The organism is Bacillus massiliglaciei, assembly GCF_900098925.1.
Taxonomy (GTDB): domain Bacteria; phylum Bacillota; class Bacilli; order Bacillales; family DSM-1321; genus Peribacillus; species Peribacillus massiliglaciei.
The window spans coordinates 45,396-69,821 of sequence record NZ_LT622344.1; the positions used below are offsets into that span (position 1 = coordinate 45,396).

Annotated in this window: 24 protein-coding genes, 2 tRNA genes and 1 rRNA gene; 25 read left to right on the plus strand and 2 right to left on the minus strand. The window is 43.9% G+C overall.

The features are described 5' to 3' along the window. The first annotated feature begins 82 nt into the window (after positions 1-82). The 8 genes from spoVT (at position 83) to BQ4305_RS01065 (ending at position 6,049) form a co-directional block, all read left to right on the plus strand. Positions 83-619, plus strand: coding sequence for a stage V sporulation protein T (spoVT, locus tag BQ4305_RS01030; RefSeq protein ID WP_110926087.1), 537 nt, complete (start codon positions 83-85; stop codon positions 617-619). Positions 620-735: 116 nt separating this feature from the next. Continuing rightward, entirely contained in the window at positions 736-2,355 is a 1,620-nt protein-coding gene (locus tag BQ4305_RS01035) for a putative polysaccharide biosynthesis protein (protein WP_110926088.1), read from the plus strand. Further along, positions 2,345-3,817, plus strand: coding sequence for a bifunctional methyltransferase/pyrophosphohydrolase YabN (gene yabN / locus BQ4305_RS01040; RefSeq protein WP_110926089.1), 1,473 nt, complete (start codon positions 2,345-2,347; stop codon positions 3,815-3,817). Before BQ4305_RS01035 ends, yabN begins: the two co-directional genes overlap by 11 nt. A gap of 20 nt (positions 3,818-3,837) precedes the next feature. Further along, complete coding sequence (locus BQ4305_RS01045; protein ID WP_110926111.1) at positions 3,838-4,101, plus strand: RNA-binding S4 domain-containing protein; 264 nt, start codon at positions 3,838-3,840, stop codon at positions 4,099-4,101. Positions 4,102-4,180: 79 nt separating this feature from the next. Further along, positions 4,181-4,489 carry a sporulation protein YabP gene (gene yabP, locus BQ4305_RS01050; RefSeq protein ID WP_110926090.1) on the plus strand — a complete coding sequence of 103 codons (309 nt, stop codon included), beginning with the start codon at positions 4,181-4,183 and terminating at the stop codon, positions 4,487-4,489. Continuing rightward, the gene (gene yabQ, locus BQ4305_RS01055; protein WP_110926091.1) at positions 4,486-5,118 is read left to right on the plus strand and encodes a spore cortex biosynthesis protein YabQ; all 633 of its coding nucleotides are present in this window, start codon (positions 4,486-4,488) and stop codon (positions 5,116-5,118) included. The genes yabP and yabQ overlap by 4 nt, the downstream gene beginning before the upstream one ends. Before the next feature lie 12 nt (positions 5,119-5,130). Next, a complete protein-coding gene (locus BQ4305_RS01060) occupies positions 5,131-5,520 on the plus strand; it encodes an FtsB family cell division protein (RefSeq protein WP_110926092.1) in 390 nt (129 codons plus the stop codon). Between the two features lie 79 nt (positions 5,521-5,599). Next, a complete protein-coding gene (locus tag BQ4305_RS01065) occupies positions 5,600-6,049 on the plus strand; it encodes a S1 domain-containing RNA-binding protein (RefSeq protein WP_110926093.1) in 450 nt (149 codons plus the stop codon). Positions 6,050-6,292: 243 nt separating this feature from the next. On the opposite strand, the gene BQ4305_RS01075 is transcribed toward BQ4305_RS01065, so the two are convergent. Together BQ4305_RS01075 and BQ4305_RS01080 are read right to left on the minus strand one after the other, a co-directional pair. Beyond that, a tRNA-Glu gene (locus tag BQ4305_RS01075) sits at positions 6,293-6,364 on the minus strand. A gap of 7 nt (positions 6,365-6,371) precedes the next feature. Next, positions 6,372-6,448, minus strand: a tRNA-Met gene (locus BQ4305_RS01080). Positions 6,449-6,772: 324 nt separating this feature from the next. Between BQ4305_RS01080 and spoIIE the strand changes: the two genes are divergently transcribed. The 17 genes from spoIIE to BQ4305_RS01165 form a co-directional block, all read left to right on the plus strand. Next, positions 6,773-9,247 carry a stage II sporulation protein E gene (gene spoIIE, locus BQ4305_RS01085; RefSeq protein WP_110926095.1) on the plus strand — a complete coding sequence of 825 codons (2,475 nt, stop codon included), beginning with the start codon at positions 6,773-6,775 and terminating at the stop codon, positions 9,245-9,247. Positions 9,248-9,334: 87 nt separating this feature from the next. Beyond that, entirely contained in the window at positions 9,335-10,072 is a 738-nt protein-coding gene (locus BQ4305_RS01090) for a vWA domain-containing protein (RefSeq protein WP_110926096.1), read from the plus strand. Next, positions 10,041-11,027 carry a serine/threonine protein kinase gene (locus tag BQ4305_RS01095; RefSeq protein WP_110926097.1) on the plus strand — a complete coding sequence of 329 codons (987 nt, stop codon included), beginning with the start codon at positions 10,041-10,043 and terminating at the stop codon, positions 11,025-11,027. The genes BQ4305_RS01090 and BQ4305_RS01095 overlap by 32 nt, the downstream gene beginning before the upstream one ends. A 68-nt stretch (positions 11,028-11,095) precedes the next feature. Beyond that, positions 11,096-12,490: a tRNA lysidine(34) synthetase TilS gene (tilS, locus tag BQ4305_RS01100; RefSeq protein ID WP_110926098.1), complete on the plus strand. Its 1,395-nt coding sequence runs from the start codon at positions 11,096-11,098 to the stop codon at positions 12,488-12,490. 32 nt (positions 12,491-12,522) lie between these two features. Continuing rightward, complete coding sequence (gene hpt / locus BQ4305_RS01105) at positions 12,523-13,059, plus strand: hypoxanthine phosphoribosyltransferase (protein WP_110926112.1); 537 nt, start codon at positions 12,523-12,525, stop codon at positions 13,057-13,059. A gap of 120 nt (positions 13,060-13,179) precedes the next feature. Then, positions 13,180-15,243 (plus strand): ATP-dependent zinc metalloprotease FtsH, encoded by a 2,064-nt coding sequence (gene ftsH / locus BQ4305_RS01110; protein ID WP_110926099.1) that lies wholly within the window; start codon positions 13,180-13,182, stop codon positions 15,241-15,243. Positions 15,244-15,521: 278 nt separating this feature from the next. Then, on the plus strand, positions 15,522-16,301 hold the full coding sequence (locus BQ4305_RS01115; RefSeq protein ID WP_110926100.1) for a type III pantothenate kinase: 780 nt from the start codon (positions 15,522-15,524) through the stop codon (positions 16,299-16,301). A gap of 28 nt (positions 16,302-16,329) precedes the next feature. Next, positions 16,330-17,208 (plus strand): Hsp33 family molecular chaperone HslO, encoded by an 879-nt coding sequence (gene hslO / locus BQ4305_RS01120; RefSeq protein ID WP_110926101.1) that lies wholly within the window; start codon positions 16,330-16,332, stop codon positions 17,206-17,208. Between the two features lie 23 nt (positions 17,209-17,231). Further along, complete coding sequence (locus BQ4305_RS01125; RefSeq protein ID WP_199880501.1) at positions 17,232-18,134, plus strand: peptidyl-prolyl cis-trans isomerase; 903 nt, start codon at positions 17,232-17,234, stop codon at positions 18,132-18,134. Between the two features lie 96 nt (positions 18,135-18,230). After that, positions 18,231-19,157 (plus strand): cysteine synthase A, encoded by a 927-nt coding sequence (gene cysK / locus BQ4305_RS01130; protein WP_110926103.1) that lies wholly within the window; start codon positions 18,231-18,233, stop codon positions 19,155-19,157. Between the two features lie 169 nt (positions 19,158-19,326). Then, positions 19,327-20,169 (plus strand): dihydropteroate synthase, encoded by an 843-nt coding sequence (gene folP, locus BQ4305_RS01135; RefSeq protein ID WP_110926104.1) that lies wholly within the window; start codon positions 19,327-19,329, stop codon positions 20,167-20,169. Next, positions 20,162-20,530 carry a dihydroneopterin aldolase gene (folB, locus tag BQ4305_RS01140; protein ID WP_110926105.1) on the plus strand — a complete coding sequence of 123 codons (369 nt, stop codon included), beginning with the start codon at positions 20,162-20,164 and terminating at the stop codon, positions 20,528-20,530. The genes folP and folB overlap by 8 nt, the downstream gene beginning before the upstream one ends. Beyond that, positions 20,523-21,050: a 2-amino-4-hydroxy-6-hydroxymethyldihydropteridine diphosphokinase gene (gene folK / locus BQ4305_RS01145; protein WP_110926106.1), complete on the plus strand. Its 528-nt coding sequence runs from the start codon at positions 20,523-20,525 to the stop codon at positions 21,048-21,050. The genes folB and folK overlap by 8 nt, the downstream gene beginning before the upstream one ends. Next, a complete protein-coding gene (locus BQ4305_RS01150; protein WP_110926107.1) occupies positions 21,002-21,214 on the plus strand; it encodes a helix-turn-helix domain-containing protein in 213 nt (70 codons plus the stop codon). Before folK ends, BQ4305_RS01150 begins: the two co-directional genes overlap by 49 nt. A gap of 27 nt (positions 21,215-21,241) precedes the next feature. Then, positions 21,242-22,240, plus strand: a complete 999-nt coding sequence (gene dusB / locus BQ4305_RS01155) for a tRNA dihydrouridine synthase DusB (protein ID WP_110926108.1) — start codon at positions 21,242-21,244, stop codon at positions 22,238-22,240. Positions 22,241-22,438: 198 nt separating this feature from the next. Next, positions 22,439-23,923 (plus strand): lysine--tRNA ligase, encoded by a 1,485-nt coding sequence (lysS, locus tag BQ4305_RS01160; RefSeq protein ID WP_110926109.1) that lies wholly within the window; start codon positions 22,439-22,441, stop codon positions 23,921-23,923. Positions 23,924-24,336: 413 nt separating this feature from the next. Beyond that, positions 24,337-24,426 (plus strand): 16S ribosomal RNA (locus BQ4305_RS01165); the annotation flags it as partial.

Consider the following 24,426-nt stretch of genomic DNA (forward strand, 5'->3'; position numbering starts at 1 on the left):
AGTGCAATAGCGGGAATAATTCAAGATTTTTAGCTAAAAGGTTTTATCAAAATCTATTTAGATGAAAGTGAGGCAACATAAGATGAAAGCAACGGGTATTGTTCGCCGAATTGATGATTTAGGAAGGGTTGTTATTCCGAAAGAAATTAGAAGGACTCTTCGTATCCGTGAAGGAGATCCGCTGGAAATCTTTGTGGACCGAGATGGAGAAGTTATTCTGAAGAAATACTCTCCAATCAGTGAATTAAGCGACTTTGCAAAAGAGTACGCGGAAGCGATCTATGACAGTCTGGGCAATCCGGTTCTGATTTGTGACCGGGATACGTATATTGCGGTTGCCGGCGGTTCGAAAAAGGAATACTTGAATAAAAGTATCAGTGATCTGGTAGAAAAGATGATGGAGGACCGTAATTCCGTTCTGGAATCTCCGAATGGTTCAATCAGCTTTGTCGATTCCAACGAGGAAGAAGTCAATTCTTATGCCGGAGCTCCGATTATTGCAAATGGAGACCCAATCGGTGCAGTCATTATTTTCTCAAAAGAAGGAAGCTTAGGCGATGTGGAGCAGAAATCAGTCGAAACGGCTGCGAGCTTTCTTGCACGCCAAATGGAGCAGTAACCAGAAAAATTTTCACCGTAGAATCAACAAAGGGGCAGCGGGTCGCTGCCCTTTTCTTTTTGGCTTTTAAAATATGCTATAATGACTATCAAGTATACAGCAAAGAGGGGAATCACATGGTCGAAAGGCCTAAAAAAGGGAATGGGGAGTTTTTAAAGGGAGTCCTCGTTCTGAGCATGGCAGCGATCATTGTCAAAATATTAAGCGCGGTGTACCGCATCCCTTTTCAAAATATTGCCGGAGATATCGGATTTTATATCTATCAGCAGGTCTATCCCTTTTATGGGGTGGCATTGATTCTTTCGACAGCGGGGTTCCCGCTTATTATTTCGAAGCTTGTTGCCGAGAAAAAGGAAGCCGGCAATGAGAGAGAACTAAAGGAAGTCCTCGCTGCTTCGGCTCTGACACTGGGATTTATCGGGCTGTTCCTGTTTTTTGGCCTATTCTTCAGTGCAGACTGGATAGCTGAAAAAATGAAAGATCCCGGTCTTGCCGGATTGTTGAGAATCATCGCGTTTTCCTATTTGATCATGCCGCTGACTTCTGTATGGAGAGGATATTTTCACGGGAAAAATGATATGGTGCCCAGTGCGGCCTCCCAGCTGGCTGAACAGTTTATCCGGGTGGCGACCATTTTATTACTGACTTTTTATCTCCTGAATACAGGACATTCTTTGTATGGCGCAGGGAAAGGGGCGGTTTTTGGCTCGCTCACCGGCGGATTCGCAGGGGCCCTCATGCTGCTGGTCTTTTGGTTTGTCCGGAAGGAGAACCTGCATCAGGAGCTGACCGGACTCCGGATGCGAAACATGGCGAAGGCGGCGAAAACGGTCTTATTTCAAGGCCTTGTCTTTTGTATAACGAGCCTGTTCCTTGTCCTTCTTCAGTTTGTGGATTCCTGGAATGTATTTTCTCTGCTGATGCAGGGAGGGATGGGCGATACAGATGCAAAGGCATGGAAAGGAGTCTATGACCGCGGCCAGCCGCTTTTGCAGCTAGGAACCACGATTGCGGGTTCCTTGGCACTTTCTCTCGTGCCATTTATTACAGGTTATATCAAAGTGAAAAATAAAAAAGCCCTGTACAAAAAGACGGAGTTGGCAGTTCGGGTAAGCCTAATGATCGGAACGGCGGCCGCAGCGGGACTGATCTTTCTGATCAGGCCTGTGAACCGGATGCTTTTTACGGATGAAAAGGGGTCTGTCGCTTTGGCCGTTTTTTCCATGGCTATCGTTTTTGCTTCCCTGATTATGGTGTTGGCCGCTGTTGTTCAGAGCCTTGGGCATCCTGTTTGGACAATATCTATTATCATGATCGGTATTTGGGTGAAGTGGATGCTGAATGAACATTTCGTTCCGCTGTTCGGCATCACTGGGGCAAGTCTGTCGACGGTACTGGCGCTGCTGGTTATCTGCGTTTTATTTTATACTGTGCTGCACAGGGAGATCGGGGAGCCTTTGATTCGTTGGAAGAGCCTGTCTGTCATACTAGCCGGCAATCTGTTAATGGGGCTTTCTCTGTGTGTCTGGAATGGTTTGAATTTATTCTTTTTTGAGACAGAGAGCCGTCTGGCAGCAAGCTTTCAGGCGCTGTTCGGTGTCGCTATTGGCGCTGGGGCATATCTCCTTTTTGTTTTAAAGGCAGGGTTATTCAATAAAGAAGAGCTGGGCGCTGTTCCCTATGCGCATAAATTAGTACTCTTCATGGATAGGAGCAATAGAAAATATGGCAAATAACATTACTATTATTGGTCTTGGGGCGGGAGATCTGGACCAGCTTCCATTTGGGATCTATCGTAAATTGAAGCAGGTATCTTCCTGTTACGTCAGGACGATGGATCATCCCGTCATCGGGGAATTAGCGGGAGAAGGCATCGAATTTACCAGTTTTGATGCTGTTTACGAAAAACATGATCAATTTGATGCCGTATATGAGGAAATATCCAATGTTCTGTTGGAAAAGGCTCAGGCAGAATCGATCCTATATGCAGTGCCCGGACATCCGATGGTAGCAGAAAAGACCGTTCAGCTGCTGTTAGAAAAAGCACCTGCACAAAACATAGAGATTCACCTTGAGGGAGGGCAGAGTTTCCTGGATGCCTTATTCCAGGCTGTCCGGATTGATCCAATTGACGGGTTCCAGCTATTGGACGGTACGGCTTTGAACCTGGAGGATATACAGATCAGGCAGCATGTATTTATCGGCCAGGTGTATGATTCAATGGTTGCTTCCGATGTGAAGCTGACCTTGATGGAGAAGCTGCCGGATGATTATGCAGTATATATTGTAACCGCTGCAGGCAGCAGGGAAGAGACGGTAAAGAAAGTTCCGCTTTATGAGCTGGACAGACAGATGGAATTGAGCAATCTGACCAGTGTTTATGTACCGCCTGTCTTGGAAGACGAACTATTGTATAAGGAGTTTTCCAAACTGCGGGAAATTATCCGCGTGCTTCGGGGGCCGGATGGCTGTCCGTGGGATAAAAAACAGACGCATGAGAGTCTGAAAAAGTATGTCATTGAAGAAGCCTATGAATTAATTGATGCAATAGACCGGCAGGATGAAGATGAAATGACAGCAGAATTAGGGGACGTGCTGCTCCAGGTTATGCTTCATGCGCAAATCGGCGAGGATGAAGGGATGTTTTCGATTGATGATGTTATCGAATCGATCTCAGCTAAAATGGTCCGGCGTCATCCTCATGTGTTCGGAAACGCACAGGTAGAAGGAGAAGAAGAAGTTCTCGTCAATTGGCAGAAAATCAAGGAAGAGGAAAGGGGCGGCTGTGATGAAAAAAGCTCGCTGCTTGACGGTGTAGAAGCCTCATTTCCTCAATTAATGCGCGCTGAAGAATATCAAAAACGGGCAGCTAAAGCAGGTTTTGACTGGGAAGAAGTTTCCGAGGCGTGGATTAAGGTTAAAGAAGAAATACAAGAAGTCGAAGAGGAAATGAAGCACCCAGATTTTGATCTGGAACGGATGAAATCGGAGCTTGGCGATCTGTTTATTGCAGTTGTTAATATTGCCAGATTCTACGGCATTCCTCCGGAAGAAGCGGTATACGGGGCAAACGAAAAGTTCTATCGCCGGTTTACATACATTGAGGATTGCGTAAAAAAGGAGAATAAGAAGTTTTCCGATTATTCCCTGGAAGAGCTTGACCGCTTTTGGAATGAAGCAAAAGAAAAAGGATTGTAAGAGGGGGATGCATGATGTCAATGAGATTGGATAAATTTCTGAAGGTTTCCAGATTGATTAAACGCCGGACCTTGGCGAAAGAGGTTGCCGATAAAGGAAGGATCACGATAAACGGCCTTCAGGCAAAAGCAAGCTCTAATGTAAAGGAAGGGGACGAACTTGCTGTCCAATTCGGCCAGAAGATCGTCACAGTCCGAATTGATAAAATCCAAGAGACGACAAAGAAGGATGCGGCTGCAGAAATGTATACGATTCTGAAGGAAGAGAAGGTCTCTGATCAATAAGAACGAGGCGGGGCTTGTTCTAATATCCTGAACATGGACATACACTGATATCAAAATAGTGTTATTGTGAGGGATGAAAATGAGCCAATATGTTGACCCGAATTCAGCTTATAATAAAGGCCCCAGTCAGGAACACGATGTAACCATGAGAGGGCGCCGGCTTTTGGATATCAGCGGCGTCAAGCATGTAGAAAGTTTTGATAATGAGGAATTCCTTCTAGAAACCGTGATGGGCTTCCTTTCGATCCGAGGACAAAATCTGCAGATGAAGAATTTGGATGTCGATAAGGGCATTGTCTCCATCAAGGGTAAGATTTTTGATCTTGTCTATTTGGATCAGCAATCAGGGGAGAAAGCTAAAGGATTCTTTGGCAAGCTGTTTAAATGACACTGACAGTCCAATTTTATACGCTGATATCGATGATCGGGATGGGCAGCTGCTTCGGTGCTGCCCTCGATACGTATAATCGTTTTCTGATGCGTTCGAAGCGGCGGCGCTGGATTGTTTTCATCCATGATTTCCTATTTTGGGTTTTGCAGGGCCTTGTCATTTTTTATGTGTTATTCCTCGTTAATGAAGGGGAGTTCAGGTTGTATTTATTTTTAGCCCTCTTCTGCGGTTTCGCGGCCTACCAGGCTCTTTTTAAAGGCCTGTATCTGAAGATTTTAGAATGGCTGATTTCATTTGTTGTCCATTTGTTGCAATTTATTAGCAAATCCATTAAGATTCTTGTTTTTCACCCGATAAAATGGATAGCGATCAGTTTGTTTTCTATTTCCTTTGGCTTGCTGAAGGGTCTGTACCTGATCATTAAATGGTGTGCGAAACTGATTTTCTCGATTTTGCGTATCCTATGGAAACCGTTTGGGTGGCTGTTTATCAATATATGGAAAAAAACACCGGAACCTATTACTAAATATGTCGAGAAGTTTTATAATAAAATCAAAGGTATTATCCAACGAGTCCAGAAAAGTATTAAGAGTCTGTTGCTGAAATGGAGAAAGAAAAAGGAGTAAGGGGTGATAATTATGGGAAGCCTGCGGAAAAAGAATGTTGCAAAAATGGAAAATCCTTTTGTAGAACAGCAAGAAGCCAAAGCAGAACGTTATGATAAGAAGAAGCGTGCTTTAGTACGCCGGCTGACTTTGTATGCAGCCTGCGCCCTCCTTTTTGCTATCTTGTCAGTCTCTACAATTCTGGCGCAGCATTCAGCCCTAGAGGCGAAACAAAAGGAAAAGGCCAAGATGGAAACAAAGCTTTCGGAGCTGCAAAAGAAAGAGACGCTCTTGCGGGAAGAAATCGTTATGCTGAACGATGATGACTATATTGCGAAGCTGGCGCGGAGAGATTATTTTCTGTCCGAAGACGGGGAGATCATCTTTAATCTTCCTAAAAGTGATAAAGAAGGCAGTGACTAATATTGACACTGTTTTTTTACTTTCGTTATAATATAGAGTGAAGTGATTTTTAACATTTCTAAGGAGGAACATTTTTTTTATGTCAATCGAAGTAGGCAGCAAGTTACAGGGTAAAGTAACAGGCATTACTAATTTTGGTGCGTTTGTAGAATTGCCGGAAGGATCGACTGGTCTTGTTCATATTAGTGAGGTAGCCGACAACTATGTCAAAGATATCAACGATCACCTGAAGGTCGGAGATTCCGTTGAAGTAAAGGTCATCAATGTAGAGAAAGATGGCAAGATCGGCTTATCCATTAAGAAAGCGAAAGACCGTCCTGAAGGACAATCATCCTATTCTCAGCGCCCGCGCCAAGGAAGAGGAAACGATAACCGTTCCAAAGACTTCCGTTCAAAAGATTCTTTCAAACCCAAAGAGAATTTTGAACAAAAAATGGCTCGTTTCTTGAAAGATAGTGAAGACCGCTTAACTTCCCTCAAACGCAATACCGAAACAAAACGGGGAGGCAGAGGAGGAAGACGCGGATAACTGCTGCTGAAAGACTCTTTTCTAGCAATATATTCTGTGAAATCATTCATAATGATATAGATAGGCAGGCTGTATAAGCCTGTCTTTTTGTATGAGGTTTTTGACAAAAGAGCGTTGGAATGAAAGACGATTCCAAGTCCCAGCGGCCTTTGCCCAAATTTCAAAAAGAAAAATCCCCTCCTGAAGTATAAAACTTCCAGAGGGGATTCTTTTTTCGGTGTAAGCAACCTTACACATGTATAATGACCCATACGGGATTCGAACCCGTGTTACCGCCGTGAAAGGGCGGTGTCTTAACCGCTTGACCAATGGGCCGTAAAAATGGTAGCGGCGGAGGGGATCGAACCCCCGACCTCACGGGTATGAACCGTACGCTCTAGCCAGCTGAGCTACACCGCCATAATTACTATTTCAAGCACAAGATATATCATACCCAGCGGGCGATTTTTTGTCAATACAAATATCGGGAAATGTCGTTTCTTTTTTATTTTACATCTATTCACTTTATTTATTGCGAAAAAAAGCTAAAAAACCAGTGATTTTCTCTTTAAAGACAGCACATACGTTTCATTTTTGATTTTTGAGAACAGGATTCTGTATGTGTATGAATATTTACAAGGAATTCCGTCGAACTTTTCTTTTTGTTTTTATAAAATTCTGACAAATTATTGATTAAAGCTTGTCTATAATAAAACTCATCAATATTGGATGGGGAGTGTTGAAATGGGAAAGATGGAAGGAAATCTATATGATCCGATTGCTGAAGTCCAATTGAGGGAAGCGAAAACTGAAGCCCTTGACTGGTTTAACCTATTACAGATGAAAGCAGAGACTCTTTTCTTGAAAAAAGGCCTGGCTTTGGCGCTTATTGGCTTTTTACTAGGAAGAGCCTTGATTCTTTCCCAGCTGTCTCCGTTTGCTTTGCCGTTTTTCGCCGCTGTATTCCTGATGAAACGCGACCGGGCACCGCTTGCTTTGCTTGGAGTGGTTGCAGGGAGCTTTACCATTCATTATTCGAATAGCATTACCGTTTTTGCCACTGCGTTTTTGTTCCTGTTATTTCATAAGATTAAAAGGCCGAGTCCGGAAGCTCAATTTAAAGTGATGGCCGTCTATGTATTTGCCTCCATGTTCTTGGTAAATCTCGCCGAACAATATATGATTTTTCGTTCAATTCAGCTGTATGATCTGATGATGTTCGGGGTTGAATCAGGTTTAGCCATGATTTTAACACTTATATTTATCCAATCCATTCCGATTCTGACGGTCAGGAAAAAAACGCAGGTGTTAAGCACTGAAGAAATTGTCAGTATGATTATATTGTTGGCGTCTGTGATGACAGGCACAATTGGATGGGTGGTCTACGATTTATCCGTTGACCATATCTTTTCCCGTTATCTTGTCCTGCTGTTTGGATTGGCGGGCGGTGCGGCCATTGGCTCCACGGTGGGGGTTGTCACCGGGCTGATTTTCAGTTTGGCGAGTATTACAAGCCTCTATCAAATGAGTCTGCTTGCTTTTGCCGGCCTGCTTGGAGGGCTGCTTAAAGAAGGGAAGAAAGTGGGCGTGGCGGTTGGCCTGCTCATTGCGACTCTTTTAATTGGCCTTTATGGAGAGGGTACATCAAATATCTCCATTACAATATATGAATCACTGGCTGCGGTTATTCTGTTCTTGCTGACGCCCACCTCTATTATTTTAAAAGTGGCGAAGCATATTCCGGGGACAGCTGAATATTCCGATGAGCAGCAGCAGTATGCCCGTAAGGTACGGGATATTACAGCACAAAGGGTAGAGCAATTTTCCACAGTCTTTCAGGCCTTATCCAATAGCTTTGCCCAAATGGATGAAAGAGGAAGGATGGAGGAGGAGGAAAAGGAATTTGACTATTTCCTCAGCAACGTAACAGAAAAGACATGCCAGCTTTGCTTTAAGAAAGAACAATGCTGGGCAAAGAACTTTCATACGACCTATGAAGGCATGCAGGATTTGATGGTGGAACTAAGCGATCATAATGGACAGCTCTCCCAAAGCACGGCAAGAGAGTGGGGGAAATATTGCACCCGTTCTCAACAAGTCGTAAACGCTATGAATCAGGAACTGACTTACTTTGAAGCGAATAAAAAACTGAAAAAGCAAGTGAAAGAAAGCAGGAAATTAGTAGCCGATCAGTTAAAAGGCGTTTCAGCTGTTATGGATGATTTTGCAAAAGAAATACAGCGGGAACGCCAAAGCCATCACCAGCATGAGGAAATGATCATGGAAGCAATCCAGGAGTTCGGTCTCCAAATTGGAAATGTAGAAATTTACAGTCTGGAGCAGGGGAGTGTAGATATCGAGATGACCGTTCCCTATGCGAGAGGGAGCGGAGAATGTGAAAAATTAATTGCTCCGATGCTCTCAGACATCCTGGGCGAATCGGTTATTGTCCATTCAGAGGAAGGATCTGACTTTCCGGACGGACCATGTGAGGTGACTTTCCGGTCGGCAAAGAAATTTGTTGTGGAGACGGGTGTCGCCCACGCGGCAAAAGGAGGAGGGCTTGTTTCAGGAGACAGTTATACAACGATGGAGATTGGGTGCGGCAAGTACGCCATCGCCATCAGTGACGGCATGGGAAATGGGGAAAGAGCCCATTTTGAAAGCACGGAAACGCTAAAACTGTTGAAAAAGTTCCTACAATCAGGGATTGAAGAAAAGATCGCCATTAAATCGGTCAATTCCGTTTTGTCGCTCCGAACGACGGATGAAATCTTCTCTACCCTTGATTTAGTGATGATAGATCTCCAGGATGCAAAGGCCAAGTTTTTAAAAATTTGTTCTATCCCAAGTTTTATAAAGAGAGGAGATAAGATTATTAAAATCGAATCAAGCAACCTGCCGATGGGCATCATAAATGATTTCGATGTCGATGTTGTATCGGAAGAACTCAGAGCGGGTGATATCTTGATCATGATGAGTGATGGAATTTTCGATGGCCCGGGCCATGTTGAAAATATAGAATTTTGGTTAAAACGAAAGATTAAGGAGCTGCAGACCGATGATCCGCAGGAGATTTCAGATCTGATCTTAGAAGAGGCGGTCAGGGCTCGCGGTGCCATTGATGACGATATGACGATCGTAACAGCGAAAATTGATCATAATATGCCGAAATGGGCTTCGATCCCGGTTAAGCCAAGACAGAGAAAGGCCCAGTAAACGGAGAGGAGAGAAGACAAAGGAACGTATAAAATCCTTCCTTTCAGTCAACGATGGTAACAGATTGAAAGGAAGGGAGACATCTAAATGAAGGCAGGAACTTTACGTCAGATTTTACTAATAACAGATGGCTGCTCCAATCACGGAGAGGATCCGGCTGCCATGGCGGCCCTTGCGCGAGAACAGGGGATTTCCGTTAATGTCATCGGCGTTATGGAAAACGATACGATTGATGAAAGGGGACTGAAGGAAATTGAAGCGATTGCGGTATCCGGCGGAGGCGTCAGCCAAATCGTCTATGCACAGCAGCTTTCTCAAACTGTCCAGATGGTTACCCAAAAAGCCATGACCCAAACGATACAGGGCGTTATCAATCGTGAGCTACAGCAAATATTAGGCGATGCCAAAACAATGGAGGATCTTCCGCCTGACAAACGGGGGGAAGTAATGGAGGTGGTTGACGAAATCAGCGAAGTCAGCAGACTTGAAATCCTGGTTTTAGTGGACTGCAGTGCAAGCATGACACAAAAGCTCCCTACCGTAAAGGACTCCTTGCTTGATCTTTCCCTGAGCATGAATGCGAGAATGGGGGACAATCAATTTTCTGTTTTTGTATTTCCCGGGAAAAGAAACGAAGTGGAAAAAATCCTGGATTGGACCCCGAAACTTGAAGCCTTGACAAAAATTTTCCCGAAACTGACGACCGGGGGATTAACTCCAACCGGGCCTGCATTACGGGAAGCTCTGAGTGCATTCAAGAAAAATCGCTCTTTGAAGGGATTGTTATCAAACGATGATGAACAATACTTTGAGGAATCAATGTAAGATTGCCCCCGGCACTTTAATAACTGGAAAATGGAACGGAAACCAGTACAGAATGGTGAAGGAATTGGGATATGGCGCGAACGGCATTGTCTATCTTGTCGAGCACATGCATCGGCAATATGCCTTGAAGCTCAGTGACAATGGGACATCGATCATTTCGGAAATGAACATTCTTAAATCCTTTTCCAAGGTCCAGGGGTCTGCCCTTGGACCTTCTTTTTTGGAAGCAGATGATTATACGGCTGGGGGGAGTACGTTTCCTTTCTATGTGATGGAATACATAAAAGGAGAGAGTCTTGTAGATTTTCTCCGAAAAAAAGGGGAAGCCTGGATCGGCGTGCTGATGCTTCAGCTGCTGGGCAGCCTGGCTGATCTTCACTCCCACGGGTGGGTTTTCGGGGACTTAAAGCCAGATAACCTGATCGTTACGCTCCCTGAATATAAGATCCGCTGTGTCGATGTGGGAGGAACTACTTTAATCGGGAGGTCGGTTAAGGAGTATACGGAGTTTTTTGACCGAGGTTATTGGGGACTTGGTTCAAGGAAAGCAGACCCGCAGTATGACCTGTTTGCTTTAGCGATGATTATTGTAAATTCAGCCTATCCGGCACGTTTTTCCAAAAACGGGGAGGGGTATAAGCAAATTAGCGATAAAATTCATGCAGCGAGTACCCTGGATCCATATCAAAAGCTGCTGGAAAATGCTCTGCGGGGTGCCTATCAGTCTGCTGCTGATATGCAGACTGAGCTGGCGGGAATTATAAGTGATAAAAAAACAGCCAGGCAGACGGTGAGCAAGGCGGGCACTTCGGCAAAGTCCCCCCAAACAAGGCAAAGCCGGCACGCTCAGACTCATCAAAAAACAACAAGGAAAGGCAGTTTTGCAGAAACTTTTGTTGTCGTGGCTGTGATCTCGCTGTTATATGTTTTTTATATTTATGAACAACTGTTATGATAAGAGTATGGGCTAATGTAAAAAACAGAAAAGACAGCCTGACATAAACAAAGAAAGAATGAAGCGATATGTTAAAAGAAACCGTTCTCCGGATTATTGAGGGCCATGGATTGATCAAAGGCCATTCCAGGCTGCTCGTCGGCGTTTCTGGCGGGCCTGATTCACTGGCTCTCCTGCATTTCCTTAAGGAAGTGCAGCCGATTTTTCAATATGAGCTGCATGCAGCCCATGTTGATCATATGTTTCGCGGTGAGGAATCCTATCAAGATCTTATATTTGCAGAAAAAATCTGTGAGAAATGGGGAATTCCGTTTAGTGCGAGAAGAGCAGATGTTCCTGCGTATATGGAGCAGACTGGGATGAGCAGCCAGACGGCAGCGAGGAAAGTCCGATATGACTTCTATAAGGAGCTCATGGATGAGTACGAAATGGATACACTGGTCCTCGGCCACCATGGAGATGATCAAATCGAAACAATTCTCATGCGCCTGACAAGAGGGGCATCGGGCAAAGCAAGAGCCGGCATTCCGCTGAAGAGACCTTTTCATTCTGGGCAGATTATCCGTCCATTTCTTGCTGTAACGAAACAGGATATTGAAGCCTATAACAGGCAGCATCATTTAACGCCAAGGCTGGATCCCAGCAATGAAAAGAACGATTATATGAGGAACCGCTTCCGACATGAGGTTCTCCCTTTTCTGAAACAGGAAAACAGAAGAGTTCATGAGCATTTTCAGCGTTTCAGCGAGGAACTGCAGGAGGATGAGGATTACCTGCAGGAAGCCGCCGCTAAAAAGATGGAAGGAATTTGGTTAGAAAAAAGCCCTGACGTTTCCAGTGTTAAGATTGATGCCCTTCTGGAGATGCCAAAGCCTTTACAAAGACGGGCGATTCAACTAATATTAAACTATCTTTATCCTAAGAGACCTTCATCACTTTCAGCAATTCATATTGAACAGCTAGCTGCTTTATTTATTAATCCTCAACCATCTGCTGAATTGCATCTTCCGGAAGGGTTAATTGCAGGAAAATCTTATCAAACTTGCATTTTTCGATTTTCCAGACAACAACCCCTGAAATATTCCCTAAGTATACAAATACCCGGTGAGACTTTTCTTCCGAATGGATATAAAATTAAAGCACACTATATGAAAGAAGAAAGCCCCAATACCGGAGGCAATGATTCTTTCGATATACCCGCCCAGCTGGTCAGCCTGCCGCTGACTGTCCGGACCCGGAGAGACGGAGACCGGATGAAGGTGAAAGGCCTGGGAGGAACGAAAAAGCTGAAAAAGATATTTATTGATGAAAAGGTTCCTTTGGCTGAGAGGAATGACTGGCCAGTCATTATCGACAGCCGCGGGGAAATACTCTGGGTTCCCGCTTTAAGGAAGTCAGAGTGGGGAGAGGCATCAAGCCTCGATGAATCGTCTTATATTCATTTATCATATGAAAAAGCTTAAATATTCTTGGGGGGCAATTTATAACAATGACCATGCATAATGATATTGAAAACGTGTTAATCAGCGAAGAAGAACTGCAGGGAAAAATTAAAGAACTTGGTGCGCAGCTGGAGAAGGAATATCAAGATAAATTCCCTTTGGCCATTGGGGTCTTAAAAGGTGCAATGCCATTCATGTCAGACCTTCTTAAACGAGTGGACAATCACTTGGAAATGGATTTCATGGCTGTTTCCAGCTATGGAAATTCGACTGTTTCATCTGGCGAAGTCAAAATCATCAAAGATCTTGACACTTCTGTAGAGGGCAGAGACGTACTAATTATTGAGGATATTATCGACAGCGGTCTGACTTTGAGCTACCTTGTCGAACTATTCCATTATCGGAAAGCAAAATCTGTAAAGATCATTACTTTGCTTGATAAGCCTACTGGCCGGAAAGTAGATATCAAACCTGATTTCACGGGCTTCATTGTCCCTGATGCCTTTGTTGTCGGCTATGGTCTTGACTATGCAGAGAAATACCGGAATCTTCCTTATATTGGTGTCCTGAAACCGCATATTTACGCGTAAGAATGTACGAGGGGAAGCATAATCCCCAATATAAAACAACGGTGTTAATTAATTGTAAATGGCTAATTTTATATGATATTATTTACTATAGTTTGTTTTACTCGTGGGAGGAGGTAAGGGATGAATCGGATCTTCCGTCATACAATATTTTATTTGTTGATTTTCTTGGTCATTATTGGAATCGTGACGATCTTTAATAACAATAATGAACCGACCGAGAAATTGACACAGCAAGAATTCTACACAAAGCTGGAAAACGGGGATGTTAAATCCCTCACATTGCAGCCGGAACGAAATGTATATGAAATTACCGGACAGCTGAAGGGCTATGATGATAAGAAATACTTCATTGCTTATGTCCCTAATAGTGAATATGCAGAACAAAGAATCATGGATACGGTTGATGAACAAAAAGGGACAGAAATTGTCGATGTTAAACCGGCTAAGGAAACAAGCGGCTGGGTAACGTTCTTTACTTCGATCATTCCTTTTATCATTATTTTTATCTTATTCTTCTTTTTGCTTAACCAGGCTCAGGGAGGCGGCGGAGGCCGTGTCATGAACTTCGGGAAGAGCAAGGCAAAGCTGTACAGCGATGATAAGAAGAAAGTCAGGTTTAATGATGTCGCAGGCGCAGATGAAGAAAAGCAGGAGCTAGTCGAAGTGGTAGAATTCCTTAAGGATCCCCGTAAGTTCGCTGAACTCGGAGCACGTATTCCTAAGGGTGTTCTGCTAGTGGGACCTCCGGGTACCGGTAAGACTTTGCTTGCGAAAGCAGTAGCAGGTGAGGCAGGAGTGCCTTTCTTCTCCATCAGCGGTTCTGATTTCGTTGAAATGTTTGTCGGTGTCGGTGCGTCACGTGTTCGTGACTTGTTTGAAAATGCTAAGAAAAATGCTCCTTGTATCATTTTCATTGATGAAATTGATGCAGTTGGACGTCAGCGGGGCGCAGGCTTAGGCGGCGGCCACGATGAACGTGAGCAGACGCTCAACCAATTGCTTGTAGAAATGGACGGATTCGGCGGCAATGAAGGAATTATAATGATTGCTGCTACAAACCGTGCTGATATTCTGGATCCTGCGTTATTGCGTCCAGGCCGATTCGACCGTCAGATTACAGTCGGACGTCCAGATGTAAAAGGACGGGAAGCGGTATTGAAGGTGCATGCCCGCAATAAACCGCTTGCTGACAGCGTAGATTTGAAAGCAATTGCTCAGCGTACGCCTGGTTTCTCCGGCGCGGATTTGGAGAACTTACTGAATGAGGCTGCTTTAGTCGCTGCCCGTCAGAACAAGAGAAAGATTGACATGTCTGATTTGGATGAAGCATCTGACCGGGTCATTGCCGGTCCGGCGAAAAAGACTCGCGTCATTTCCAAAAAAGAACGAAATATTGTGGCATGGCATGAGGCAGGACACACCATTATCGGTTTGGTTCTGGACGATGCCGAGATTGTCCATAAGGTAACGATTGTACCAAGGGGTCAGGCTGGCGGCTACGCAGTCATGCTTCCGAAAGAAGACCGTTTCTTCATGACTGAACCGGAATTGAAGGATAAAATTGTCGGCCTCCTTGGCGGACGGGTTTCTGAGGAAGTGACTTTTGGAGAAGTCAGCACAGGAGCTCATAATGACTTCCAGCGTGCAACAGGCATTGCCAGAAGCATGGTTATGGAATACGGAATGAGCAACCTGGGGCCGCTTCAATTTGGAAGCTCCCAAGGTCAGGTTTTCTTGGGCCGTGATTTCAATAATGAGCAAAATTATTCTGATAAAATTGCTTATGAGATCGACCTTGAAGTACAGCGAATCATTAAAGAAGCATACGAAAGATGTAAGCAGATCCTCCTTGATAACAGGGATAAGCTGGATCTTATTGCGAAAACGCTTCTTGATGAAGAAACACTCGATGCAGATCAAATTAGAAGTCTTTTCGAAAAAGGAAAACTTCCAGAACGTGACTATAAAGCACTGAATGGGAATATTGATGATATGAAAGTGAACATCAATAAAAAAGAGGACAATGGGGAGAAAGAGGCTTTATTAAAGCCGCTGGACGAAAGAAGTCCTGAAAGCCTTGAAGTGACGGAGAAAGAATTGGATACACCTCCGATCGAAGAAGGCAATCCTCAAGACAAACCGCTTAATTTTCCAAATGAGGATGACAATAATAAAAAATCGTAATAGCTAAGCCTTCCTTTATGGAATGCTGCCAGGCAGCAGACAAACTTTAAACCGTTTGTCTGCTGTTTTTTTTTATGGCCTGTTTTTGCAACACGATGGATAGAAGCGAACCTTGCTTAAGGAGCTGTTATAGAGGATGTCGGTAAATGCATTCTGATTGCTTCGGACTGGTTGTCAGAGTTCGGTTCAAAGCAAATGGCGCTAAAGCTCCGCGAATAGCGCCTAAAATAACAAGTGTGGTATGATGTGGAAGAATAAATTGCCGGAGTGATGAAGACATGATTTTTGTATTAGATGTTGGCAATACGAATACGGCATTAGGTGTGTATGAAGGGGATACCCTGAAATATCATTGGCGTATTGAAACAAGCCGGAATAAAACAGAAGATGAATATGGCATGGTGGTTAAATCGTTATTTCAGCATGAGAACCTGGATTCGGAACAGATTGATGGAATCATCATTTCATCTGTCGTTCCCCCAATCATGTTTTCTTTGGAACGGATGTGCCAAAAGTACTTTGGTATCAAGCCGCTTGTCGTCGGTCCCGGTGTTAAAACGGGATTGAATATTAAATATGAAAACCCGCGTGAAGTCGGAGCAGACCGGATTGTCAATGCGGTTGCAGGGATACATGAATATAAAAGTCCTTTGATCATTGTTGATTTTGGGACAGCCACTACGTATTGCTACATCAATGAAGATAAACAATATATGGGCGGGGCTATTGCGCCCGGAATCAATATTTCTACGGAGGCACTGTATACGAGAGCCTCTAAGCTTCCAAGAATCGAGATTACCCGTCCCGAAGGAATTATAGGGAAAAATACGGTATCTGCGATGCAGGCAGGAATTGTATACGGTTTTGTGGGACAGGTTGAAGGCATCGTTTCCCGAATCAAGAAGCAAAGTAAGGAAGAGCCTATGGTCATTGCGACCGGCGGACTTGCTCCGCTGATTGCTAATGAATCTACAGTCATTGACACAGTGGATCCCTATTTGACACTAAAGGGCCTCCAGCTGATCTATAAGCGCAACCGTGAACAAGTAAAAAAATAAAGAAGACAACATGGAAGGAGCAAAATACATGAAAGATTACTTGGTTAAAGCATTAGGCTATAACGGACAAGTCCGGGCATATGCAGTATCTACAACGAATACAGTAGGGGAAGCTCAAAGAAGGCATAACACATGGCCTACAGCATCCGCTGCACTGGGCCGATCGATGTCGGCGGCGGTTATGATGGGCGCCATGCTGAAGGGAGAAGAAAAACTCACCGTGAAAATTGAAGGAGGCGGACCAATCGGGGCTATTCTTGCGGACAGCAATGCCAAAGGAGAAGTCCGGGGATATGTTCAAAATCCTTTTGTGCACTTCGATTTAAATGAGCATGGGAAGCTTGATGTAAGAAGAGCGGTCGGAACAGACGGACTCCTGACTGTTGTGAAGGATATTGGACTCCGGGATTACTTTACGGGTCAGGTGCCGCTTGTTTCCGGAGAACTCGGTGAAGACTTTACCTACTACTTTGTTACGTCTGAGCAAATTCCATCTTCAGTCGGTGTCGGAGTATTGGTTAATCCGGATAATTCCATCCTGGCCGCGGGCGGATTTATCCTGCAGCTTCTGCCGGGCACTGATGATGAGACAATTACGGCTATTGAAGAAAGACTCAAGACTATCCCGCCGATTTCTAAGCAAATCCAAAATGGGCTGACACCGGAAGAAATTTTGACAGAACTGATGGGAGAAGGAAATGTGTCCATTTTAGAAACAATGCCTGTAGAATTCAAATGCCAATGTTCAAGAGAGCGGATTGCCGGAGCGCTTGTCAGTCTCGGCAAAGAAGAAATTCAGGATATTATTGAGACAGATGGGAAAGCGGAGGCTCAATGCCATTTCTGCAATGAACAGTACCAGTTCTCGAAAGAAGATTTAGAAGAATTAAAAGAACAAGCTAAATAACACACTTTATGGGGGAAGATAGGTTGTCTAAACAGCGGCTGCGCACGATTATAGCGGTTCTTGCCTTTTTGAATTTAGTCTGGATTGCAATCTTTGTGATAAAACCATATATCTCTTCCAAATTCAGCCCGGTCGGTGCCCATACAGCTGCAAAAATCGATGGGACGAACATAAGCCGGGATGAGTGGATCGAGGAGCTTGAAACCCGATTCGGGCAGGATGTCTTGGAGGAAATGATTGATCAGGAAGTCATCAGGCAGGCTGCTCAAAAATATAAAGTAAAAGTGTCTAAGGAAGAGGTTGAACGGGAATATCGCTTAATGAAAACAACGTATGGGAGCAGCGGACAGGATAACAAGACAGAGAAACAGTCTAAAGAGGATATCAAAAGCCGGATTCTCCTTGAAGAGTTGCTTACAAAGGATGTAACGATTCCTGAAGCAGATAAAAAGGAATATTACGAAAAGAATAAACAGGCTTTCCGTATTCCCGATACGTATCACGTCTCCCATATTACAACCGAAACGAAGGATCAGGCAGAAGAGGTTATTGCTGAACTGGAGAAAGGGGCCGATTTTCAGGCTCTGGCCCTTGAAAAGTCATCGGATGAATTTACTGCGAACCAGGGAGGCGACCTGGGGTATATTTCAAAGGATAATGAGCATACAAACGCTGCTTATGCAGAGGCCGCAGAAACGATGAAGGAAAAAGAGTGGAGTGAGCCGATTGAATTGGAGAACGGCTGGGCTGTTCTTTATCTTCACGAGAAAATGAAGGGCAAGCAGTATGCCTATCAAGAGGTCAAAAAACAAATCAGCCGCCAGATTGCGCTTGAACAAATGCAAACCTCACTGTCCGCAAAAAGCTTCTGGGATGAGTTTGATGTGGAATGGCTATATGGGCCTAAAGAACATGAGACGAAATAGTTAAAATATATTGACAATGCATCAGAAAAGCTGTAATTTTAAATTGTAGACAAAACCAATTAATTTACTCGGTATTAAAAGTGAGGAGTGGAGCAAATGGCACGCATAGCGAATTCTATAGTCGAATTGATCGGTCAAACACCGATTGTTAAGCTGAACAAGCTTCAAGAGGAGAACAGTGCAGATATTTATTTGAAATTGGAATATTTCAATCCAGGAAGCAGTGTAAAAGACCGTATTGCTCTTTCAATGATTGAAGATGCTGAAAAAAGCGGAAAATTATCAAAGGATGCAACGATTATTGAACCTACAAGCGGCAACACCGGTATCGGACTGGCTCTAGTTGCAGCTGCAAAAGGTTACAAGTCTATTCTGGTTATGCCTGAAACAATGAGTATGGAGCGACGCAACTTGCTTCGTGCTTATGGAGCAGAGCTTGTATTGACACCTGGTCCTGAAGGAATGAAGGGTGCGATTGCAAAAGCTGAAGAGCTTGCAAAAGAACATGGCTATTTCCTTCCTCAGCAATTTAATAATAAAGCTAACCCAGAAGTGCACCGCAAAACTACGGGTCCGGAAATCGTGGAAGCATTCGGTGACGATACATTAGATGCTTTTATTGCCGGAATTGGAACAGGCGGAACAATTACAGGTGCTGGTGAAGTGTTAAAAGAAAAATACCCTGACATCAAGATCTATGCTGTAGAACCTTCAGACTCCCCTGTATTATCAGGAGGCAAGCCGGGTCCTCATAAAATCCAGGGAATCGGTGCAGGTTTTGTGCCAACAATCTTGAATACAGACTTGTATGACGAGATTATTCCGGTTGGAACAGAGGAAGCTTTTGAATATGCACGCCGTGCTGCAAGAGAAGAAGGCGTTCTTGGCGGTATTTCGTCTGGAGCTGCCATTTATGCTGCAATCCAAGTCGCCAGAAAACTTGGTAAAGGCAAAAAAGTATTAGCTATCCTTCCAAGTAACGGAGAACGTTATTTAAGTACACCGCTTTATAATTTTGAATAAAGAGAAAGCAAAGTCCTTCAGGGTTTTGTTTTTACTTGATATCTCTTTGTAAGAAAGGTCCAGATCAATAGGTCTGAACCTTTCTTTTTGTTTTGCCGCTTGCGTTTTCAACAGAGAAATGAGTACACTTTTAGTAAGAACATTCATGAAAAAGGAGAACGGACGGAATATGACAACATTTACCCCGCAGACGATTTGCGGACCGTATACATTGGATTATAGAAAGAAAACCTACATAATGGGCATTTTGAACGTGACGCCGGATTCGTTTTCAGACGGAGGGAAATATAATCGTTTAGATGCCGCTTTGAAGCGTGCCGAGCAAATGGCCAAGGATGGTGCTGACATTTTGGATATAGGAGGAGAGTCGACCCGTCCTAATTATGTCCGTATATCCGACCAGGAGGAAATTGAACGGATCGCCCCGGTGATCGAGGCAGTCAGCCGCCGTATCGATCTTCCAATTTCTGTTGATACGTATAAATCAGAGGTAGCAAAAGCGGCAGTGGAAGCAGGAGCCCATATAATCAATGATATATGGGGACTGAAGGCAGATCCTAAGATGGGAGAAGTGGCAGCGGAAAGCGATGTTCCTGTTATTTTGATGCATAACCGTGAGGATCAGGCTTATGGACACTTTATTCGGGATGCATTTGAAGATTTATATGAGAGTATATCCCTGGCGAAAAAGGCAGGCGTGAAGCAGGAAAATATTATTTTGGATCCAGGGATTGGGTTTGCGAAGGACCTTTCCTTGAATTTGGAAATGATGCGGAATCTTAATAATCTTGTATCATTAGGGTTTCCTGTACTCTTGGCTGCTTCCCGCAAGTCGATGATTGGCGGGGTGCTGGATCTGCCGCCGGAAGAAAGGCTGGAGGGAACCATTGCAACCGTTTGTCACGGGATTCAGCAAGGATGTCATATGGTGCGGGTTCATGACGTGAAAGAATGTGCGCGGGCAGCAAAGATGATGGACGCTTTAGTTGGAAAGGGGGAACACCATGGATAAGATCTATGTAAACGGGATGGAATTCTACGGCTATCATGGAGTCTTTCCAGAAGAGACCCGGCTTGGCCAGAAGTTTATCGTAGACTTGATGGCAGAGACTGAATTAAGAGAAGCGGGTACCAGCGATAATCTGGAGAAATCAGTCCATTACGGGGAATTGTTTGAAACAGTAAAAGCTGTTGTGGAAGGGAAGCCGTATAAATTAGTAGAATCCGTGGCAGAAAAGATTTCTGAAAGAGTGCTTTCTGATTTTCCGCGGGTACACACTTGTACGGTGAAGGTATATAAGCCGAACCCGCCAATTCCCGGTCATTATGAGTCCGTAGCAATTGAAATAGTAAGGGGACGGTCTCATGGATAATCTGGCATACCTGTCTATTGGATCTAATATGGGGGACCGGCTGGCCACCTTTAAAAAAGCTGTGAAGCTATTGAATGAGTATCCGGAAATCCGAGTGATGGAAGCCTCTTCCCTGTATGAAACAGACCCGGTTGGATATACAGAACAGGATTGCTTTTTAAATGCCGTTCTGAAGCTGGAGACGTCCTTTGACCCGGAGAACTTGCTGCATGCTTGTCTGGATATTGAGAGCAAATTAGGCAGAAAAAGAGATATAAGGTGGGGTCCCCGGACTTTGGACCTTGACATTTTACTGTATAATCAAGAGAATATTGAAACGGAGATACTTTCGATCCCGCATCCTCGGATACAGGAAAGAGCATTTGTGATGGTTCCTTTATTGGAATTAGACCCAGACATCAAACTTCCGAATATGAGTGCGCCTTTAAGTGAAGATCTTAAGATGATTTCGAATAATGAAGGAGTCCGATTATGGAAGCAGAAAAATGGGGAAGAAGAATACGTGCTTTTCGAAAACTGAAGGGTTTTACCCAAGAAGAATTTGCGAGGGAAATAGGGGTCCCGATTTCCCTGCTTGGTGAAGTAGAGAGAGGGAACAAGATGCCTTCGGAGCAGCTATTGCATGATGTGGCTGATAGACTCCATGTTTCATTGCGGGAACTTGAGCCGCCGGAAGATAAATGAAAAAAAGAAACAAGGAGGGTACTCCCTTTGTTAAAGATTGGCGATATTGAAATGAAAAACCCAGTGGTGCTGGCACCGATGGCTGGGGTATGTAACTCTGCATTCAGGCTGACAGTCAAGGAATTTGGTGCCGGACTTGTGTGCGCAGAAATGATCAGCGACAAAGGAATCGTTTTTAAGAATGAAAGAACGATGAATATGCTTTATATAGATGAAAGAGAAAAACCCCTGAGTCTTCAGATCTTTGGCGGAGATAAGAAAACATTAGTAGAGGCTGCCAAATATGTGGATAAAAACTCGACGGCAGACATTATTGATATCAATATGGGCTGTCCGGTTAATAAGATCATTAAGTGTGAAGCGGGTGCCAGATGGCTTTTGGATCCTGATAAAATATATGATATGGTTTCTGCTGTTGTCGATGCTGTTGATAAACCGGTAACTGTCAAAATGCGAATCGGCTGGGATGACGAACATATATTCGCTGTGGAAAATGCGCAGGCGGTTGAACGCGCAGGCGGAAAAGCAGTTTCTGTACACGGCAGAACGCGTGTTCAAATGTATGAAGGAAAGGCGAATTGGGATATCATCCGCGAAGTGAAGGAGTCCGTAAACATTCCGGTCATTGGGAATGGAGATGTTGAAACACCTCAAGACGCTGAGAGAATGCTGAAAGAAACAGGTGTAGACGGTGTGATGATCGGCCGTGCCGCCCTCGGGAATCCATGGATGATCTATCAAACGGTGAAGTACCTGGAGACTGGTGAATTTGTCGGCGAGCCGTCCGTCCGTGAAAAAATGGATGTGTGCGTTCTTCATATGGATCGATTGATTGCTCTTAAGAATGAGCACATCGCCGTCTTGGAAATGAGAAAGCATGCAGCCTGGTATCTAAAAGGCGTTCCAGGAAATGGTCATGCCCGAAAAGGCATTAATGAGTGCAACACCCGGGAAGACGTGGTCAGACTTCTATATGGAATGGTTGATGAGATAGAAGCACGGCAGCAGAATATACAAATGGTTTAAACGTTTGACATTACCTTCCTATTTTTCTATAATACGCTTTATTCAAACTGCCAGAGATTACTGGCAGTTTTTATATGGAATCTGGAAGAATATTTTTAGATAAAAGGCTGTTCGATTGTTATAGATTATGTAAAAATGAATAAGGATGCAGAATTTTATATACATGTCTGAATTAACAAAGATGGAGATGATACTAAAATGAGTCATGAAGAAATAAATGACCAGCTGCAAGTTCGACGCGAGAAAATGCAGACAATGCTTGAAAGCGGCAATGACCCGTTTGGCAGCAGATTTGAGCGTACACACTTGGCAGCAGATCTAATAGAGAAATATGGAGAACTTTCCAAAGAAGAATTAGATGAGCAAGAAATTGAAGTTACGATAGCCGGACGCATCATGACGAAGCGCGGAAAAGGAAAAGCGGGATTTGCTCATATCCAGGATATCAGCGGCCAAATCCAAATTTATGTTCGGAAGGATGCTGTAGGCGATGAGGCTTATGAAGTATTCGGAACAACAGATCTTGGAGACATTATCGGGATTACCGGAAACGTTTTTAAAACAAAGGTTGGAGAACTTTCCATTAAAGCAACAAAATATGTTTTCCTTTCTAAAGCATTGCGTCCTCTTCCGGACAAATTTCACGGGCTGAAAGACGTAGAAGAACGCTACCGCAAACGTTATGTAGATTTAATCACAAATGAAGAGAGCAAGAAGACCTTCATTATGCGAAGCAAAATTATCCAGGCGATGCGCAGATATTTAGATGCCCAGGGATTCCTGGAAGTAGAAACACCTATGCTGCATTCTGTTGCCGGCGGTGCGGCTGCCCGTCCGTTTAACACGCATCATAATGCATTGGACATGCCCCTCCACTTAAGGATTGCGATTGAGCTGCATTTAAAGCGCCTGATTGTCGGTGGGTTGGAAAAAGTATATGAAATCGGCCGTGTCTTCAGGAATGAAGGGATATCTACCAGACATAACCCTGAATTTACGATGATTGAACTGTACGAAGCCTACGCAGACTATCAGGACATCATGTCCCTTACTGAAAATCTTGTCGCCCATATTGCGCAGGAAGTCTTGGGAACTACAACGATTCAGTATGGAGAATATGAAATTGATCTTAAGCCTCAATGGAAGAGACTTCATATGGTGGATGCAGTAAAAGAATATACAGGGGTGGACTTCTGGAAGCACATGAGCAAAGAAGAAGCTCAGCAGCTTGCGAAGGAACACAATATCGAAATAAAAGAAACAATGGAAGTTGGACATATTATTAATGAATTCTTCGAGCAGGCAGTTGAGGAGAAGTTAATCCAGCCGACTTTCATTTACGGACATCCGCTTGAGATTTCTCCGTTGGCGAAGAAAAATCCTGAGGATCCGCGTTTTACAGATCGTTTCGAGTTATTCATTGTGGCGCGGGAACATGCAAATGCCTTTACAGAATTGAATGACCCAATTGATCAGCGCCAGCGTTTCGAGGCGCAGCTTCTTGAGAGAGAACAAGGGAATGATGAAGCGCATGAAATGGATGAGGACTTCATTGAAGCTCTAGAATACGGAATGCCGCCTACCGGAGGATTAGGCATCGGAATCGACCGTTTAGTGATGCTGCTGACTAATTCCCCTTCAATTAGGGACGTTCTTTTATTCCCATTAATGAGACATCGTTAATTTAAGAAATAACCGGTCTGGTTTTTCTCATTAAGAGACTGAGTTCTCTGGAGAAAACCAGGCCGTTTTTCTTTTTTATAGAGGCCGAATATTTACAATACATAAATATTATTATTTCGAAAAAACTTTCAAAAAAACTATTGCCTAGCGGGGTTAACGGTGGTATATTTATATCTGTTGTTACGAGCGAGTTACAAACTGATTTAAAGATTTAAAAAAACTTCAAAAAAGTTGTTGACTTGTTCTGAGATACATGATAAACTAATTAAGTTGCTTTAAGATAATTGCTCTTTGAAAACTGAACAAAACAAAGCGTAAACGTACGATATATAGTGAACTAACACTATTCAAAAAAAGTAATGTTGACCATTGATGTATATCAATGCCAGCACTTCTATGAGCAAGTCAAACATTCTTCGGAGAGTTTGATCCTGGCTCAGGACGAACGCTGGCGGCGTGCCTAATACATGCAAGTCGAGCGAATCAAAGGGAGCTTGCTCCCG

Excerpts from the sequence above, each read along its gene's own strand:
- ftsH (WP_110926099.1), top strand. The coding sequence starts at position 13,180 with ATGAATCGGATCTTCCGTCATACAATATTTTATTTGTTGATTTTCTTG.
- BQ4305_RS01095 (WP_110926097.1), top strand. The coding sequence starts at position 10,041 with ATGATGAACAATACTTTGAGGAATCAATGTAAGATTGCCCCCGGCACT.
- BQ4305_RS01065 (WP_110926093.1), top strand. The coding sequence starts at position 5,600 with ATGTCAATCGAAGTAGGCAGCAAGTTACAGGGTAAAGTAACAGGCATT.
- folK (WP_110926106.1), top strand. The coding sequence starts at position 20,523 with ATGGATAATCTGGCATACCTGTCTATTGGATCTAATATGGGGGACCGG.
- hpt (WP_110926112.1), top strand. The coding sequence starts at position 12,523 with ATGCATAATGATATTGAAAACGTGTTAATCAGCGAAGAAGAACTGCAG.
- yabN (WP_110926089.1), top strand. The coding sequence starts at position 2,345 with ATGGCAAATAACATTACTATTATTGGTCTTGGGGCGGGAGATCTGGAC.
- tilS (WP_110926098.1), top strand. The coding sequence starts at position 11,096 with ATGTTAAAAGAAACCGTTCTCCGGATTATTGAGGGCCATGGATTGATC.
- cysK (WP_110926103.1), top strand. The coding sequence starts at position 18,231 with ATGGCACGCATAGCGAATTCTATAGTCGAATTGATCGGTCAAACACCG.
- folP (WP_110926104.1), top strand. The coding sequence starts at position 19,327 with ATGACAACATTTACCCCGCAGACGATTTGCGGACCGTATACATTGGAT.
- spoVT (WP_110926087.1), top strand. The coding sequence starts at position 83 with ATGAAAGCAACGGGTATTGTTCGCCGAATTGATGATTTAGGAAGGGTT.
- BQ4305_RS01060 (WP_110926092.1), top strand. The coding sequence starts at position 5,131 with ATGGGAAGCCTGCGGAAAAAGAATGTTGCAAAAATGGAAAATCCTTTT.
- BQ4305_RS01045 (WP_110926111.1), top strand. The coding sequence starts at position 3,838 with ATGAGATTGGATAAATTTCTGAAGGTTTCCAGATTGATTAAACGCCGG.
- BQ4305_RS01150 (WP_110926107.1), top strand. The coding sequence starts at position 21,002 with ATGGAAGCAGAAAAATGGGGAAGAAGAATACGTGCTTTTCGAAAACTG.
- BQ4305_RS01090 (WP_110926096.1), top strand. The coding sequence starts at position 9,335 with ATGAAGGCAGGAACTTTACGTCAGATTTTACTAATAACAGATGGCTGC.
- yabQ (WP_110926091.1), top strand. The coding sequence starts at position 4,486 with ATGACACTGACAGTCCAATTTTATACGCTGATATCGATGATCGGGATG.
- hslO (WP_110926101.1), top strand. The coding sequence starts at position 16,330 with ATGAAAGATTACTTGGTTAAAGCATTAGGCTATAACGGACAAGTCCGG.
- BQ4305_RS01115 (WP_110926100.1), top strand. The coding sequence starts at position 15,522 with ATGATTTTTGTATTAGATGTTGGCAATACGAATACGGCATTAGGTGTG.
- folB (WP_110926105.1), top strand. The coding sequence starts at position 20,162 with ATGGATAAGATCTATGTAAACGGGATGGAATTCTACGGCTATCATGGA.
- lysS (WP_110926109.1), top strand. The coding sequence starts at position 22,439 with ATGAGTCATGAAGAAATAAATGACCAGCTGCAAGTTCGACGCGAGAAA.
- yabP (WP_110926090.1), top strand. The coding sequence starts at position 4,181 with ATGAGCCAATATGTTGACCCGAATTCAGCTTATAATAAAGGCCCCAGT.
- spoIIE (WP_110926095.1), top strand. The coding sequence starts at position 6,773 with ATGGGAAAGATGGAAGGAAATCTATATGATCCGATTGCTGAAGTCCAA.
- BQ4305_RS01035 (WP_110926088.1), top strand. The coding sequence starts at position 736 with ATGGTCGAAAGGCCTAAAAAAGGGAATGGGGAGTTTTTAAAGGGAGTC.